The organism is Facklamia sp. P12932 (genome assembly GCF_050409545.1).
In the GTDB taxonomy this organism is placed as follows: Bacteria; Bacillota; Bacilli; order Lactobacillales; family Aerococcaceae; genus Facklamia.
The window spans coordinates 81,598-97,927 of record NZ_JBNUPG010000004.1; the positions used below are offsets into that span (position 1 = coordinate 81,598).

Annotated in this window: 16 protein-coding genes; 10 read left to right on the forward strand and 6 right to left on the reverse strand. The window is 36.1% G+C overall.

Annotated elements, in window-relative coordinates:
• The first annotated feature begins 48 nt into the window (after positions 1-48).
• From ACQV2P_RS02890 to ACQV2P_RS02910, 5 genes are all read left to right on the forward strand, one after another.
• Complete coding sequence (locus tag ACQV2P_RS02890; RefSeq protein ID WP_428885238.1) at positions 49-582, forward strand: DUF1836 domain-containing protein; 534 nt, start codon at positions 49-51, stop codon at positions 580-582.
• Positions 575-1,426, forward strand: coding sequence for a DegV family protein (locus ACQV2P_RS02895; protein WP_428872757.1), 852 nt, complete (start codon positions 575-577; stop codon positions 1,424-1,426). Before ACQV2P_RS02890 ends, ACQV2P_RS02895 begins: the two co-directional genes overlap by 8 nt.
• Positions 1,427-1,552: 126 nt before the next feature.
• A complete protein-coding gene (locus ACQV2P_RS02900; RefSeq protein ID WP_428891659.1) occupies positions 1,553-2,398 on the forward strand; it encodes an NAD(P)H-hydrate dehydratase in 846 nt (281 codons plus the stop codon).
• On the forward strand, positions 2,382-2,903 hold the full coding sequence (locus ACQV2P_RS02905; RefSeq protein WP_428872760.1) for a hypothetical protein: 522 nt from the start codon (positions 2,382-2,384) through the stop codon (positions 2,901-2,903). The genes ACQV2P_RS02900 and ACQV2P_RS02905 overlap by 17 nt, the downstream gene beginning before the upstream one ends.
• 35 nt (positions 2,904-2,938) lie before the next feature.
• Positions 2,939-3,355 carry a hypothetical protein gene (locus ACQV2P_RS02910; protein WP_428872761.1) on the forward strand — a complete coding sequence of 139 codons (417 nt, stop codon included), beginning with the start codon at positions 2,939-2,941 and terminating at the stop codon, positions 3,353-3,355.
• Positions 3,356-3,403: 48 nt separating this feature from the next.
• On the opposite strand, the gene sdaAA is transcribed toward ACQV2P_RS02910, so the two are convergent.
• The 4 genes from sdaAA to ACQV2P_RS02930 all read right to left on the reverse strand — a co-directional run bounded on the left by sdaAA (position 3,404) and on the right by ACQV2P_RS02930 (position 7,411).
• Positions 3,404-5,020: an L-serine ammonia-lyase, iron-sulfur-dependent, subunit alpha gene (gene sdaAA / locus ACQV2P_RS02915; protein ID WP_428885234.1), complete on the reverse strand. Its 1,617-nt coding sequence runs from the start codon at positions 5,018-5,020 to the stop codon at positions 3,404-3,406.
• 113 nt (positions 5,021-5,133) lie between these two features.
• Entirely contained in the window at positions 5,134-6,090 is a 957-nt protein-coding gene (locus ACQV2P_RS02920; protein WP_428872762.1) for a DUF697 domain-containing protein, read from the reverse strand.
• Positions 6,091-6,173: 83 nt separating this feature from the next.
• Positions 6,174-6,629 (reverse strand): threonine/serine exporter family protein, encoded by a 456-nt coding sequence (locus ACQV2P_RS02925; RefSeq protein ID WP_428872763.1) that lies wholly within the window; start codon positions 6,627-6,629, stop codon positions 6,174-6,176.
• Positions 6,620-7,411, reverse strand: a complete 792-nt coding sequence (locus tag ACQV2P_RS02930; protein ID WP_428872764.1) for a threonine/serine ThrE exporter family protein — start codon at positions 7,409-7,411, stop codon at positions 6,620-6,622. Before ACQV2P_RS02930 ends, ACQV2P_RS02925 begins: the two co-directional genes overlap by 10 nt.
• A gap of 113 nt (positions 7,412-7,524) precedes the next feature.
• Between ACQV2P_RS02930 and ACQV2P_RS02935 the strand changes: the two genes are divergently transcribed.
• Positions 7,525-8,475 carry a RecX family transcriptional regulator gene (locus ACQV2P_RS02935; protein WP_428894611.1) on the forward strand — a complete coding sequence of 317 codons (951 nt, stop codon included), beginning with the start codon at positions 7,525-7,527 and terminating at the stop codon, positions 8,473-8,475.
• Between the two features lie 4 nt (positions 8,476-8,479).
• Positions 8,480-9,679 carry an A/G-specific adenine glycosylase gene (gene mutY / locus ACQV2P_RS02940; RefSeq protein WP_428894612.1) on the forward strand — a complete coding sequence of 400 codons (1,200 nt, stop codon included), beginning with the start codon at positions 8,480-8,482 and terminating at the stop codon, positions 9,677-9,679.
• Between the two features lie 91 nt (positions 9,680-9,770).
• On the opposite strand, the gene ACQV2P_RS02945 is transcribed toward mutY, so the two are convergent.
• Both ACQV2P_RS02945 and ACQV2P_RS02950 read right to left on the reverse strand, forming a co-directional pair.
• The gene (locus tag ACQV2P_RS02945; protein WP_428872767.1) at positions 9,771-10,337 is read right to left on the reverse strand and encodes an NADPH-dependent FMN reductase; all 567 of its coding nucleotides are present in this window, start codon (positions 10,335-10,337) and stop codon (positions 9,771-9,773) included.
• Positions 10,337-11,476, reverse strand: coding sequence for an LLM class flavin-dependent oxidoreductase (locus tag ACQV2P_RS02950; RefSeq protein ID WP_428874894.1), 1,140 nt, complete (start codon positions 11,474-11,476; stop codon positions 10,337-10,339). The genes ACQV2P_RS02945 and ACQV2P_RS02950 overlap by 1 nt, the downstream gene beginning before the upstream one ends.
• Before the next feature lie 204 nt (positions 11,477-11,680).
• Between ACQV2P_RS02950 and ntdP the strand changes: the two genes are divergently transcribed.
• From ntdP to glmS, 3 genes are all read left to right on the forward strand, one after another.
• Complete coding sequence (ntdP, locus tag ACQV2P_RS02955) at positions 11,681-12,226, forward strand: nucleoside tri-diphosphate phosphatase (protein ID WP_090289229.1); 546 nt, start codon at positions 11,681-11,683, stop codon at positions 12,224-12,226.
• A gap of 108 nt (positions 12,227-12,334) precedes the next feature.
• Positions 12,335-14,221, forward strand: coding sequence for a type I pullulanase (pulA, locus tag ACQV2P_RS02960; protein WP_428872769.1), 1,887 nt, complete (start codon positions 12,335-12,337; stop codon positions 14,219-14,221).
• Positions 14,222-14,521: 300 nt separating this feature from the next.
• Positions 14,522-16,312 (forward strand): glutamine--fructose-6-phosphate transaminase (isomerizing), encoded by a 1,791-nt coding sequence (gene glmS / locus ACQV2P_RS02965; RefSeq protein WP_428894613.1) that lies wholly within the window; start codon positions 14,522-14,524, stop codon positions 16,310-16,312.
• Positions 16,313-16,330 lie beyond the last annotated feature (18 nt).

The window sequence follows — 16,330 nt, forward strand, 5'->3', positions numbered from 1 at the left end:
TTTAGATGGTAACATATAGTGGTGATAACTAGATAAAAGGGGTGCTAAGTGACGATAAAAATTGAGAAGATATTAGCTTTCCATTGTCCTTCATGGGATGAATTACCTAAACAGTCCATGTTCAACCAAGAAGTGGTTGAATATATTCAAGATTGTTTGGGCCCAATCATGAATGACGAAGTAGCAATGACTTCCACGATGATTCAAAATTATTCTAAATGGGGTGTCATCCCTAAAATCAAGGGTAGGAAGTATGGACGTCAACAGATAGCCTTTCTTTTAATTATTGCTATCTATAAACGTATTTTGCCTATTGAAACCGTTCGAAGGGGCATTGAACTCCAAACGAGGAGGGTAACGATCGAAGAAGGGTTTGATTTGTTTTCAGAGTCAATTAACAATGCTGTTCAACGTGTTTTTAAAACGGTAGGTCAAAATCGTCCCTTTGTTGTTGAAGGAATTGAAATAAGTAAAAAAACCGAAGGTATTAATGCAGTATCACATGCATTTGCTACTAAATTACTAGCCGAATTGATTATTGAATCAGGTGGTTATGACCAGATAGGAGATTATAATGAATAAATTAGCTATTATTGCAGATACTTCACAAGACTTAAAGGCAGATCTTGCTGAACATTACGGTATTGAAATCATTCACTATATGTTGCAAATGGGAGATAAACACTATCGTGACTTGATTGATATTGATTCTAGGGAATTCTACGAACAGATGCAACATCATGACGTCTTATCGACTGGTATTCCGCCTATCCAAGAAATTATAGATCTTTTGGATCGTTTAGTAGAGAAGGGTTATACTCAAGCAGTAGTAATTACAGCATCTTTAAAATTAACCGGTATGCGTCAATTATATGAAGTAGTTAAAGAACAGTATAAAAACTTAGAAATCTTCATTTATGAATCCAATTATATTGCTTCAATCACTGGTTTACTTTCAATCTATGCTGCTGAACTCAGAGAAGATGGTAAGTCAGCTGAGGAAATTTTAGCTGAATTAGAAAGAGTGGAAAATAAAGCTGGTATTTACGCTCTGTTTAGAACGTTGAAATATGTTATTAAGGGTGGGAGGTTTAATAAGTATGCTGGTATGATTGGTACTTTCTTTAATATTAATCCATTATTAACTATTCATAACGGTGAAATTGAAATCATTAATAAGGCAAGAGGGAAGAAAAGATCTTATGCAACCCTTTTAGCAGCAGCTAAAGAAAAATTGCAAGGAGCTAAACGCTACAAAATCGCTCTTTTTGCCGGCAATAATAACGAAGAAATCTCTCAATTACAAAAAGATTTGGCTGAAGAAATTGCTAATGCTGAAACATCCATTGTGACTGAATTAACTCCCGTTTTAGGAGTACATGCCGGACCTCAGTCAGTAGGTATTTCAATTCTTGTTATTGATTAAAAAAAATAAAAAATGATGAGAAATTCCTAGCCTCATCGTTTTTACTTTGTAAGCGTATTATTTTGACTTGCTTGTTATTAGATTTCAGCTTAATATAATACTATATTCAAGGAAATGAGGAAAACGATGATTGAATTAAGCTTGACTAAAATAAGATCACTTATAGATCCTCGTCCATCTGATAGTTACAAAGGGAACTACGGACATAGTTTGATTATAGCAGGTAATGAACAGATGGCGGGGGCTGCAATATTAGCTGCTAGCGCCTGTGTTCATGTTGGTTCGGGCTTAACGAGTTTGCTAACTGCAAAGACTAATATAAATGTTTGTCATTTGCATACTCCAGAGATGATGGTTGGGAATTGGGCAGATCAAAATTTGAGGAAACAGTGGATTTCTAAAGCAAATCACGTGTTAATTGGCCCGGGCCTTGGTAGGAGTCAAGAAAGTATTGAGATATTAAGTGAAACGCTATCAAGTATCCAACCTAATCAAGTGTTAATTCTTGATGGAGATGCCATTAGCCTGTGGGCGAAAGAAGGTCCATTTTCTTGTAAAGGCCAATTAATCTTTACCCCTCACTTGGGTGAATGGCTAAAAATGCAAGAAGCGAACAATATCAATGATCCTCAGGAATTTTCAGATTCATATCAAGCTATCCTCGTATTAAAATCGCATCAAACTGAGATTTATCAGCCTTCCGGCTTATCTTATAGCAATATCCCGGGCAATGCAGGCATGGCAATAGGGGGAATGGGCGATACCTTAGCTGGTATGATATCTGGATTGATGGGACAGTCTTCATCCCCTTTGGGTGCTGTATTGATAGCTGCTTATATGCACACAGCGATTGCTAATCAAATTAATCAAAAAGAATTTATTGTGTTACCATCCAGATTAATAAAGCAAATTCCTGAATTTATGAAAGATTTATTTGAATTGAAAGGTAATCGATTTGAACGAAGAATTTAAAGCCCAAAAACTAACTTTAAGCCCAAATAGTGATGAAAAAATGTGGATAGCTGAGATTGTGGGAGAAGATCCAGTCTATCGACTGAAAAGAGTATTTCTTCCTGAGTTTAAAAAGGGAACTTATCATTTATACGATGGTATTTATCAAATTCATGGAATCTATCCTGGAATCAGTCCTTTTAGTAAAGAATATTGTATCGTCAAGCACGGACATATGCAAAGAAAAATTCCACTCGAGACAATTTATCAACTCCTACCTCAAATAGAATCACAAGAGAGTAGACGGAAAAAACGGCTCAAGCATCAAATTATTGAGAAGTTAAACGTAATAGGGAAAAAGTTGGAACATGAATTAGTCTGGCGAGACATTGATTATCAGAAGGATCAATTAGATAGTTTAGAGAACTCTCAACAATTAACTTTAACTTTAGGACAGTTAATTAAACAAGAAGAGAAGATTGTCGATTCATATAAAAAAGCAATTGAACGTGGTATTGATGGCTAAGCGTTCAGATTAAAGATTATATAGGGAGCGAAAAAATGAAATTTAATATTGATAGATTAAAACAGACTCTCGAAGAATATTCTCGTTTACTTGAAATGGTAATAGTTATAGCTATTACTTTAAGTGTCGCTGTAGGAATGATTGACTTATTTAAATACGGTTATTTAGTTTTACAAGCAGATGTTATAGAAACCTATTCTGTTTTTCAAAATTTTTTAGGTTATGCTTTGTTGCTTTTAGTGGGAATTGAGTTAATTTTTATGTTGCTTTTTCACTCTCCTAAAGCAGTTTTAGAACTGATCTTATTTGTAATTGCTAGAAAAATGCTGATTTATGCACAAACAATGGAAGATTTGGTATTAGGATCCATAGCTATCTTTATTGTCTTTGCTACTGTTCACTTTTTGGTCAAGAACGAAGATGGCCATTTATTACGAAATGACGAGGAGTAAAAATACTATGAGAAAAGCCTATCCCCATGACTGGGAATAGGTTTTAATTTATTTTACATAGATAGCCTTTAAATCATCAATAAAGCTAAAGCGAAGAAGAAGCTCATCTGTATCTTCTTGGTTAAGCTCTTGGTCCATTTCAAAGATAGTAATAGCGGGGCCATTAATTTTAGCTCTTTGGTGTGTCATGTATGAGATGTTTATATCATGATCTTGTAGGAAGGTTGAAAGGCGACCGATTGTTCCAATTTTATCTTTATGACGGATAATTAAAGTAGGGCGTTCGCCAGAAAAGCGAACATCATATTCATCATATTTGTTGATTTCGATTTTTCCACCACCTACTGATGAGCCAATGATGGTGACGTGGTTATTTGGACCGAAGATATGAATACGAGCAGTATTAGGGTGATAGTTTCCTAGATTACGCTCGAGGAAATTAATCTTTAATCCACGTTCTTCAGCAATATCACGTATATCAGCTATTTCTGAATCACGAGTCGTATAGCCTAAAACGCCGGCTATTAATGCTAGGTCAGTGCCATGACCTTGATAAGTTTTAGCAAAAGAATCCATTAGGGTGAATACGACTTCCTCAGGTTCTTCTCCTAGAAGTTGACGAGCAACATTACCGAGGCGAACGGCACCGGCAGTATGAGAAGATGAAGGACCGACCATTACTGGACCAATAATTTCGAAACCAGATTGGTAAGACGCGCTAACTCCATCCTCTAAAATCTTTTCACCTGTTCCAGATAACTCAACCTCAACATCAGCTACTAATTCATCTGAATTACCAAAGACCTGTTCTTTGATACGACGGGCAGTAGGAGTACCCGCTACACCACCAATGCCTGTTTCTCTTAATGATTCAGGGAGTTCATTACCAATAGCATCCATAGCGTCAATAACTTCATCCGAAGGAATAATGGATACCACATCAGCTAATGCCATATCAGCAGCAGCCATTGCAGTCAGTGCATGAAGTCCATTCCGAATGATACAAGGGATTTCTACTAAACCTGCAACAGGATCGCAAACAAGTCCGAGTGAGTTTTTAAGTGCTAATCCCACTGCATTACCAACTTGCTCAGGTGTTCCACCTTTCAATTCAACTAGGGCCCCAGCTGCCATAGAAGTGGCAGAACCCACTTCGGCTTGGCAACCTCCTTGGGCGCCGGAAATAGAAGCACGGTTAGCAATAACTAAGCCTAAAGCAGAAGCGGTAAACATCGCACGGACTAATTGTTCCTTTTCAAAATTTCCAGTATCAAGCATATGAACTAAACAAGCAGGTAAAATACCGGCAGAACCTGCCGTAGGGGTCGCAACAATTCTTCCCATTGAAGCATTCACTTCATTGACTGCCATCGCATTTGCGACAACTCTTAATGTGAAGGAATCGATTAAAGAGTCATCCTTTTGGGTATATTCAAAGACACGATGACCATCTCCACCAGTCACACCTGTATGACTCATAACAGACTCCAAAGTACCTTTTCTTACTGAATTGACCATGACATCAAACTGTTCTTCCATAGCAACTAACATTTCTTCCTCAGTAATTCCTCGTAATTCCATTTCATTTTGAATCATTACTTGAGAAATGGTTAGTTCTCTTTCATTAGCTTCATCAATTAAACCTTTTAAACTTGTAAATGACATAAAATCAACCCCAATCCAGATACTTATTTTTACTTAGTGCATTATAGCACAGCCTTACTTGTAATTTAACCTTTTTCAGAAAAATATGCTAGCGTAAATCGCTAGCATTGCTATTATATCTTTGTAAACGGATTCCATTTCTTACTATTTTCGATACCTGTTTTTTTAACAGATTTAACGATGGTTTGGATAACTTTTAAACTGCCATCTTTAATAATTTGACCGAGCAATTTAGTGCTTTCAATGGTTGCAGACCGTTTGATAACTTGATTATCAGCATCTTTCAAGCTGCCCAAATAATCCATAGTAACAATTCCCACTCTTAAGGTTAGTAGGGCATTAATGGATCCTTCTAAAATCGAGTTGGCTATTAAATTAGTAATCGAAACAGAGCCTGGAATCATGGATAATAGACTGCCTCCAAGGATGGAAGAGATGAAAGGTTCCATTTGAGCTTCAATAAGATCTAAGTCTTCAATCCCTCTAGCCATTAAAATTGTGGTTGCAACATTAGTGTATATGGAAAGAACTTTTCCGAAACTCGGACGCGTATCATACACTTTGATCAAATGCCAAACCATTTTCATTAAAACAACTAGAACTGTAAGGGCATCTAAGGAACCATTTTGTGAGATAGCAGTTGTTAAGAAAACCATTTGAGCTTGTTTTTTGATTTCAATTAAGCCATGTTCTCTTAAAGAATGATGGGCCAAGTGAATTTGTTCTTCTGCGGATAAGTTTTCGTGAGCAAGCCAATCGTAATTCAGCTCTTTTAAAGTAGGGTTCTTAATTAGTTTGACTAAACTATCTTTTACATACTGATCGTATTCTTCTGGACCTGCTCCATCTGCTAAATCTATTTCTTTAGGCAACTTCATTAGTTCTCTCACAGTTAGGAATGTAAAATAAATTAACATAACAGCTAGAATAAAAATGACTGTGAGTGCTAAGAGAGGATGGATATAAGCTAAATTACGGTATAATTGCATAAATTGATTGAAAATAAAAATAATGGTTATAATTAAAAAAGTTGAGGCTACTACTTTCAGCCATTGGCGCCAATTATTCAAAAAATCACCCCTCGATTTTATAAGTTTAACATTTTAAATAGAAAGATTACTCCGACCATAGACTGACCGATTGAGCATAAAATTTAATCGGCTTGTGACCTTTTATTAAGGTGATATTTATAAGTATCCATAGCTGAATCCACGACAAAGACCGCTAAACCAATGGCAAGAGCAGTCACCAAGGCTTGATAAAAGGACTGACTAGCTGCAATCAAATTGTTTTGCATAAAGTATTCTGCAGTCTCGTAAATGGCAATTCCCGGTACATAAAGAAAGAAAGCAGGAATGTAAAAAACATTAACGACGGTTTTAAACTTACGTGACATCCACTGGCCCATAATACTTACAATAAGACTACCAATAAAAGTAGCGATAAAGGTATTGGTGTGACTTAGAACAAATAAATAAACAGCATATGAAATGATTCCCGGTATACCTGACCAATAAATGAATTTACGTGGAGCATTGACATTGATAGCTGCTGCTACAGTTGCTAGATAACTAGCAACGAGTCTTAATATTAAATGATTTAATTCCATAAGTTAATCACTCCATATGAGATAGCTAAGCCAATTCCGACACCCAAAGCAAGGCTCAAACCTTCCTTAAAAGCATCTATTAAACGAGTTATACCAGTAGAGTAATCCCCGTGAAGCAAATCACGGATTCCATTGGTAAAAGCCGTTCCGGGATAAAGTGGCATTAAAGTGGCACCAATAACAATATTTAGGTTAAAGCGGGTGGTTACATACCAATGGATAATGGGTAAAACAAAGGCTAGTGAACTTGTCATTAAGACATTGACAGCAAAACGGTTGAGACCAAAGTTATCTTCTGATAGTTTAAAAAATAGAATCATGATGGTTGGAATTAGAGCAATCACCAAATCGCCTAAACCACCTTCTAATAAGATAACATAGGACATGATCAAAAGAATTGTCCAAACAAATTGGTTATGGGTGGTATATTCCTGGTCTTGAATGCTGTTTAGTTTCAAATAGGCTTCTTGTGGACTAATACTTTTGTCTAATAATTGACCAATGATTTCATTGACTTGATGGATGATGCGCATGTGATTTTTGCGGTTTTTCACCCTTACAATAATTGTGCTTCCCACCGGGCTTTCTTCTTTAAACTGACTATTTTGTAAAGCTAAAAATAAGCCAGAAGCAGATGAAAAGACAGCGGGTTGGTCAAAGTTACTTAATGAGAGAATTTGGTTAACTGTTCGCTCAACTCGATAACCTTCAGCTTCTGATTGAATCAAGAGGGTCCCAGCAAGAGTGGCTAGTTGAAGAATTGACTGTTCTCTTTTATCCATGAGCAAGCCCCTTTAGTTTTTTGTCTATTATAGCATATTCTCGATAACAGAATAGAAGTCTGAATCAGAGAAGTTGGATAAATCGTGTTACAATAATAAATAGAGGTGATGATTTGAAAATATCAAAAATTCAGGTTCAAAAAAAGAATAAGCAACGCTATTCTATTTTTATAGATAATCAGTTTGCTTTTGGAATTGATGAGGCAATTTTAATTAAGTTTGTTATCAGAAAAGGTTTAGCAGTCGATCAAGAGTTAATTAGAAAAATTTTAGAAGCTGAATTTCATTATCGTTTTTATCAAAAAACGCTAAACTATCTGTCTTATGGTTTGAAATCTGAACAAGAAGTACGTGATTATCTTGATAAAATGATAAAAGAGTCACAAAGTGAGAAGATGGAAGAAAGGCAGGATTTTTCTAAGGAAATGGAATCTAGTAACTGCAAAACGCCACTAGTTAATCCCAGTAAACAACAAAGGAATGTTGACTATGCATCTTTTGACATTTCAGAAAGTTTGATTGATCAAATTATTGACAAACTAAAAGAACAAAAGTTAATTAATGATCTTATTTATGGCCAAGCCTATGTACGCACTCAAGCCAATATCAACCGTAAAGGACCAAGAAACATTTCTTATGAGCTGAAAATGAAAGGTTTAAATGATCTATTAATTGAAGAAGCTTTAATGGAGTATCCAGAAAATTTGCAACGAGAAAACTTAAAAATGTTAGCGGATAAGTTTATTAAAAGTAAAAAACGATTGTCTTTAGCCATGCAAAAAACAAAGTTATACCAACACCTTAACCAAAAGGGCTATGATCGAACAATCATTCAAACCTTTCTAGATAATTATAAAATGGAAGGCGATCCTGAACTTCAGGAGGATCTGCTGGATAAAGAGGGGCAAAAAATTTTCCGCAAAAGATCCAAAAAACATGAAGGCTACGAACTTAAGCAGCGTCTAATTGTCGACTTGCGACAAAAGGGATTTGAATATCAAGACATTCAAAATTGGCTAGAGGATAATGAAAGTGTGATGAATATGAAAGGGGAGAATGAGTAGTTAAATGAGTAAATTTATAAGTAGTTATCTTGATTGGTCTCCTCAAAAAATTCAGAAGTTTCGCAAAACAGTATTAACTTGGTACGATGAAGAAGGGCGAGACTTACCATGGCGCCACAGCAAAGATCCCTATCAAATTTGGGTCAGTGAGATTATGCTGCAACAAACGCAAGTGAATACGGTTATCCCTTACTATGAGCGTTTTATAGACGAGTTACCAACTATTCAAGCTTTAGCTCAAAGTTCTGAAGAACAACTGCATCAGCTATGGCAAGGCTTAGGCTATTATTCAAGGGTAAGAAATATGCAATTTGCTGCTAAACAAATTATGAATGATTATGATGGCATCATGCCAAAAACCATGAAGGAGCTATTAAGTTTAAAAGGTATTGGACCTTATACAGCAGCAGCTATCGGATCGATTGCCTTTGGTTTAGTTGAGCCTGCCATTGATGGCAATTTAATGCGTATTATCGCTCGCTTATTTGAAGTAGAGGAAGATATTGGTCAAGCAAAAAACCGTAAAGTTTTTAAAGCCATATTAGACCCTCTGATTGACCCCAAACGACCGGGTGACTTTAATCAAGCTTTGATGGATATTGGAGCTACCGTTATGACACCAAGCAATTACCGGCCTGAAAACCATATCTTAGAAGAATTTGATCAATCTTATCAAAATGGAACGAGTCATCTTTATCCAGTTAAACATAAGAAGACTAAGCAGATAAGACAAGAATGGCTTGCTTATAAAATTATAAATAAAGAAGGGAAAGTTTTAATGCGTCAGCATCAAACCGGAGAATTATTGTTCGGCTTATGGCACTATCCTTTAGTAGAAGTCGATTTGCTAGCTTTAAAAGATGCAAATGAAGTTAAAGAGGCATTCTTTTATACTTATCTCAAGCCAGATGAAATGGTAATGGAATCTGTTGTAGAAGAAATTCAGCAATACTTTAAAGTCAAGATAGAAAAGCTTACTCCAGCAATAAAACATGTTTTTAGCCATCGAATTTGGCAAGTTGGCATTTTAGCGGTCAATTTTGAAAGTAGTGGACAGCAATTACTTGATCAGCTTCATCTAAATGATAATAGCTTTCGATGGGTAGCAGAGAGTGATATAAGTCAATTGGCCTTGTCCTCACTGCAGATAAAATTATTAGATAGTAATAAAACATCTTCTAATGATGACTTACGACTTTTTTAAATGATGTATCAAACAAATAAGTTTTAAAAAATTTAGACCCCTAGCAAAAAGAGCTAGAGGTCTTTTGATTACAAACGATATATTTTAATTATTAAAAGTCATAGGCTTCTTCTTCTTTTTGGCGTTTTAATTCCATAGCTTGGCTAAATAATAAAGTATCTTTAATTAAACCATCTAAACGGTAATGGATGTTTTGATTAATTATTTCACCTTGATGATAGTCAGCTTCTTCAATAAAGACATAAGAAGGAATAACCATAGCTTTCATATATGAAAGTATAGGCTTCAATTGATATTCGGCAATTAAGTAGTGTTTAGGACTACCTGCTGTAATCACCATTCCAACTGTTTTGTCTCTTAAAGCGTTTTGTGGTAAAAGATCGAAAATATTTTTAAGTGTGGCTGGGATGGAGGCTTGGAAGATTGGACTACCAATTATGATAGCATCAGCTTCCATGATTGCTTTTGTAACATAAGCACTATCGCCAGTAAGTTCAACATAGTGATGACCATCCGCGAATTCAATATCTTTTTCAGCTAGATCAATCAACTCCACATCAAAGTCTGAATAGTTTGTTTGAATAATCTCTTTAGTGAGGTTCATAGCAATGCGAGTTTTACTACCCATCTTCGAACCAGAAAGTAAAATTAATCTCATTATTCCACTTCCTTTTCCTTGGTCAATTCTTGGACCGTCTCTCTAAATTTAGCGTGATCGGTTGGCTCAGCTTGATCGGCAGCTTTTTGACCAGTATAGCGGCGAACAGCGGGTAAAACTTTAGCCTCTAAAAGTTCTAAGTTCTTCATTAGATGTTCGAAAGGAATTCCACCAAAATCAATTTGAGCCACATAACGGCTGATACCGAAAGTTTCATATTGATAGAGAATTTTCTCAACGATTTCTTGCGGACTTCCAACGTTAAGAATATCATTAAGGTTTTCTGATTGGGCAAAAGCTCGCTTAGGAAATTCTTGACCATTTGAGAAGGTAAAGCCTTTAGAAATGAAAGTATAGGCTTCTTGTCTGGCTTTTTGTGAAGTTTCAGCTACGTATAGCATTCCAGCAGTTGCCACAGGGAAATCTTGGCTTTGATAGCCACTTTCTTCTAAGGCTTCCCGATAAGACTGAATATTAGCTAAATGAATATCGACTGGTCCAGTTAAATGTGCTAAGAAGATAGGGGCTCCTTGACGTCCGGCTTGAATAGCAGATGTGCGATGGCCACCAACTGCGCGCCAAATTGTCAGTTTACGATTTTGATAAGGTCGAGGTAGAATGGAAGCATTCTTCAAAGGTGCTCTAAATTCTCCCTCCCAATTTATAATTAAATCTTCATTAATCTGACGTAAAAGTTCAAATTTTTCTTCGAATAAGGCTTCATAATCGCGCATATTATAGCCTAATAAATCAAAAAGACCTACACGTGAAGCGCGTCCTGCAATGATCTCCATTCTTCCTTTTGAAATAAGATCCAGGGTAGCAAAATCTTCAAAGATGCGAACGGGATCTGAAGTTGAAACGATGGTTGCAGCAGAAGAAAGTTTAATTTTAGAAGTTGCTTGAGCAATAGCTGCTAAGATAACTGTATGCGCTTGGCTAGTAAAATAAGGTTGGTGACTTTCACCGACACTAAAAAGATCTAAGCCAGCCGCTTCTGCTTCAATACCATAACGAATAATTTCATTGACTCTTTGTTCTTGTGAAATACGGTCGCCAGTAATTGGATGAGGTACATGATCACCTAAAGTATATATACCAATTTCTAGTGGTTTTTTGGGGGAAGTGCTTGAATTCATAATAAGCTTCCTTTCTTTTTTTTATTGAACAAATTATAGCATAAATCTCGAATTTTAGGAAATAATTTATTTTAAGGAGAGAATAAGCTTTCTCTTATAAAATGAAATTTGCTCCCATAAAGACAAGCGAGTATGATATAATATTCAAGGAAAAGTTGATAGCCGAATGGCTAATTATTTACACAATAGAAAGTAGGTTCAGTGATGAAGCAGCCCAGAGAAGGTGAATTCATTACTGTTAAAAGTTATAAACACGATGGTTCTTTGCATCGAACATGGCGCGATACGATGGTTTTAAAGACCAGTGAGCAGTCTATTATTGGGTGCAATGATCATACTTTAGTGATCGAATCAGATGGTCGTCGATGGGTGACACGAGAAGCAGCAATTGTATATTACCATCAACATTTTTGGTTTAATATTGTAGCGATGATTCGTAAAAGAGGTGTCACTTATTATTGTAATCTTGCCTCTCCATATGTTATGGACAAGGAAGCGTTAAAATATATTGATTATGATCTTGATATTAAAATGTTTCCAGATGGTGAGAAGCGATTGTTGGATTTAGATGAGTATGAAGTACATAGTCGACGTTATAATTATCCAGTCGAAATTGATCGCATTTTGAAATATAACATTCAAGAGCTGGTCCGTTGGATTGAGGAAAAAAAAGGTCCTTTTAATCCGGCCTTTATCGATATTTGGTATGAACGTTATTGTCAATTGTCACATCGCAAACGTTATAAATAGTTAATAGTAGAATTCACTGAGAGAGATTTTGTGTAAAACGCAATAGAAGCGATAGTAAATCGTTATTCTATTGCTTTTTTTTAAAATAAAGGATGAGAGAGTGAAGGTATGTATACAAAAGAGAGGATTAAAGAATTAGATCAAATGGCATATTTAGGTGCATTAGGAGCTATCTATTCACCTGATAAAACAGTATTTAAAGTATGGGCACCAACTGCTCGCTCCATCCAATTAATTGTTTTTGAAGGTTATTATGGTCAAGTTAAAGATGAACACCTCATGGTTAAGCAAGGCCCTGTATTCCAAATAGAATTAGCAGGGGACCATCATCAAACAACCTACCGCTTTCGTATTGATTTCAAAGACGGGAGCCAAAAGGAAACAATCGATCCATACGCTCGAGCATGTACAGTTAATGGTAGGAGATCAGTCGTAGTTGATTTGAAAAAAACCAATCCAGCAGGCTGGTCGAAAAGGATGCCGTCTTTTCCTCGAGACGAAGCTATGGTTATTTATGAAGTGAATGTACGCGACTTAACGATTCAAGGCGAATCTGGCATTACTGATAGAGGAAAGTATCTAGGATTGACTCAAACCGACACACGAAATCCTGAAGGGGATTCCACAGGGTTAGACTATCTAAGTGAGTTGGGAGTGACCCATTTAGAATTTTTACCTCTTTTCGATTTTGACTCTATCGATGAAACCTTTGAGCAACCAAATGAATATAATTGGGGTTACGATCCTTATAACTACAATATTCCAGAAGGCTCTTACGCAACAGATCCTTATGATCCTATTGTTAGAATTAAAGAATTAAAACAAATGATTCATGCTATTCATCAAAAAGGGATGCGTGTCATTATGGATGTTGTTTATAATCATGTCTACCAAGTTGAAAACCATCCTCTCCACTTAACAGTCCCGCACTATTATTTTCGCTATGACCAATCTGGACAGTTAACTAATGGCAGTGGCGTGGGAAATGATACAGCATCTGAACGTGTGATGATGCAAAAGTTCATCGTAGACTCTGTTCAATACTGGGCAAGTGAATTTCATATCGATGGATTTCGCTTTGATTTAATGGGTTTGCATGATATTGAGAGTTTAAAAGCTGTTCGAGAAGCTCTTGATGCAATTGACCCTAGTATAATTATTTTAGGTGAGGGTTGGGATATGGCTAGTCCCATTCCACCAGATCAAAAAGCTAATTTAAATAATGCTTATAAAATGCCTAGAATAGCTCAATTTAATGATGGGATCCGAGAGGCTATAAAAGGGAATGATTTTAATCCTGAGGCAAGGGGGTTTATTAATGGTGCTTGGTACATGGAAGAACCACTAGTTAATAATTTTCTAGCTCGCTATGATTCTGAAAAATTTAATAATCCCATGCAAGTGATTCAATATTGTGAAGCACACGATAATTATACACTCTATGATCGGTTAATGATGGCTGACCCTTATCATCTACCGGAAATTATTATAAAAAAACAGCAATTAGGATTGGCTTTAGTCTTGCTAGCCCAAGGGATTCCATTTATTCATGCTGGTCAAGAATTTTTAAGAAGCAAGCAAGGAGTCAGAGATTCTTATAACCGACCAGATGCTATTAATCAAATCGATTGGTCTCTAATGACTCAACATTGTAAAACGGTGGAATTCGTAAAGGGTTTAATTCAATTAAGAAAAGAAGAGCCTCTTCTACGCCAAACTAGCTATGAGAGCTTACGCTGTTCGACAGAAGTAATTCAAGCTTCAGACCAAATCATGGCGGTTCGTTATGCCGGTAAAAGCTATGATCTCTTGTTAATGTTTAATGGTGGTGAAGAATATGCGCACTTTAATGTTCCTTTAGGCAATTATACGATGTTAGTTTACGATGATGTTGTTGATCTTGAAGAAAATGAATATCTTAATCAAATTAAATCGATTAATTTGCTTCCATATTCAACGACGGTTATTAAACGTTTAAAAAAGAGAACAAAATAAATATAATTCAAAAGAGCGTGAAGATCCTTTTAATCCTTACGCTTTTTTGTGTGAAGTTTTTGACATTTAGTCGTGCTTAGTGTAAGTTTAATAGGCTTTCAGAAAATATAAAAGGAGACTAAAATTGGATAGCGCCAGACCTATTGAAATAGGTGACGAGGATGAGTTTATCGAATTTTCGGCGGATGACTCAAGGCTGTGCAGTCTTTAAGAATAGTTAAAACAAGATCGCGAGAACTTGAACAGAGTCTATTCTATGCACCGAAAGCATAAAATATTGAAAGAAATGAGGCGTATTTTATGTGCGGAATTGTTGGATTTATTGGTGAAGGAAATGTACAAAGAATTATACTTGATGGATTGGCAAAATTAGAATATCGTGGCTATGATTCGGCCGGACTTTATCTTTTAGATCAAGAAGGTAGGGGTCATCTTTTTAAAGAGAAAGGTAGAATTGCCGACCTTGAAAGGGCAGTAAATCAAGAATTTAACTCTAGTATTGGTATTGGTCACACACGGTGGGCAACCCACGGTCCTGCTAATAGAGAAAATGCTCACCCCCATCAATCTAATTCTGATCGCTTTACTTTAGTCCATAATGGTGTGATTGAAAACTATTTAGACTTAAAGAAAACTTACTTAAGTGAAGTATCATTAAAGTCACAAACAGACACAGAAGTAATTGTTGCTTTAATTGCTTACTTCTCACAAGAAGAAATATCTACCAAAGAAGCATTAAAAAAGGTGCTTCAATTGATAGAAGGCTCTTATGCTATTGGATTAATTGATAAAGAAGACCCCACAACTCTTTATGCTGCTAAGAAAAAATCACCATTATTAGTGGGCATGGGAAACGATTTCAATGTAATTGCATCGGATGCAATGGCAACGATTGATTTGACCAGTGAATATATTGAAATTCACGACGGTGAATTATTGATGATTCAATCGGATGGCATTTTAATTGAGGACTTATCGGGTCAAGTCATTGACCGTTCTTCTTATATTGCAGACTTAGATGCTAGTGATCTTGATAAAGGAACTTATCCGCACTATATGCTTAAAGAAATGGATGAGCAAGCTGCTGTAGTTCGTAAAAATATTCTTTATTATCAGAATCAAGATAGTGAATTTACTATTGAAGCTGACCTTTTATCTGAAATTAAGCAAGCGGATCGTCTTTATATTTTAGCTTGTGGGACTTCTTATCATGCAGGTTTAGTAGGTAAAGTGATGATTGAAGACTTGGCGAAAATACCAGTGGAAGTTCATCTTTCATCAGAGTTTTCTTATCACTTGCCGCTATTAAGTCAAAGACCTTTCTTTATATTTATTTCTCAATCAGGCGAAACAGCTGATAGTCGACAAGCTTTAGTGAAAGTCAATGAATTAAACTATCCATCTTTAACTATAACTAATGTCAAGGGATCTACTCTCTCGAGAGAATCGGATTATACACTTTTATTGAATGCAGGACCGGAAATTGCTGTGGCTTCTACAAAGGCTTATACAGCTCAATTAACAGTCTTAGCGATTTTAGCAGATGTTCTTGCAAGCCAAAAGGATTTCTCAATGAAACATGAGTTATCATTAGTTTCTCAAGCCATTGAAAGGGTCCTTACTCAAAAAGATGCTTTAAATTCTTGGGTAAAAAATGGACTTGCAGATAAAGTGCATGCTTTCTATTTAGGGCGTCATATGGATTATTTAGTAGCCATGGAAGCAGCTCTTAAACTAAAAGAAATCTCATACATTCACACTGAAGCTTTTGCTTCAGGAGAATTAAAACATGGAACAATTGCTTTAATAGAAGAGGGAACGCCTGTTACTGCATTAATAACTGACCCAGTAACAGCTTCCATTACGCGGTCTAGTTTAGAAGAAGTGAAAGCGCGCGGAGCCAAAACGTTTGTAATAGCAAGTGAACCATACGCAAGTGAAGGAGACTTTGTTCTTCCATCTGTGCATCCGCTCTTAACTCCAATTGTGAGTGTGGTTGCCTGCCAAATGATTGCCTATTTAGCAACAGTTGAACGGGGGCTTGATGTAGATAAACCACGTAATTTAGCTAAATCGGTAACGGTGGAGTAATTTATAAAAAAAGATGAG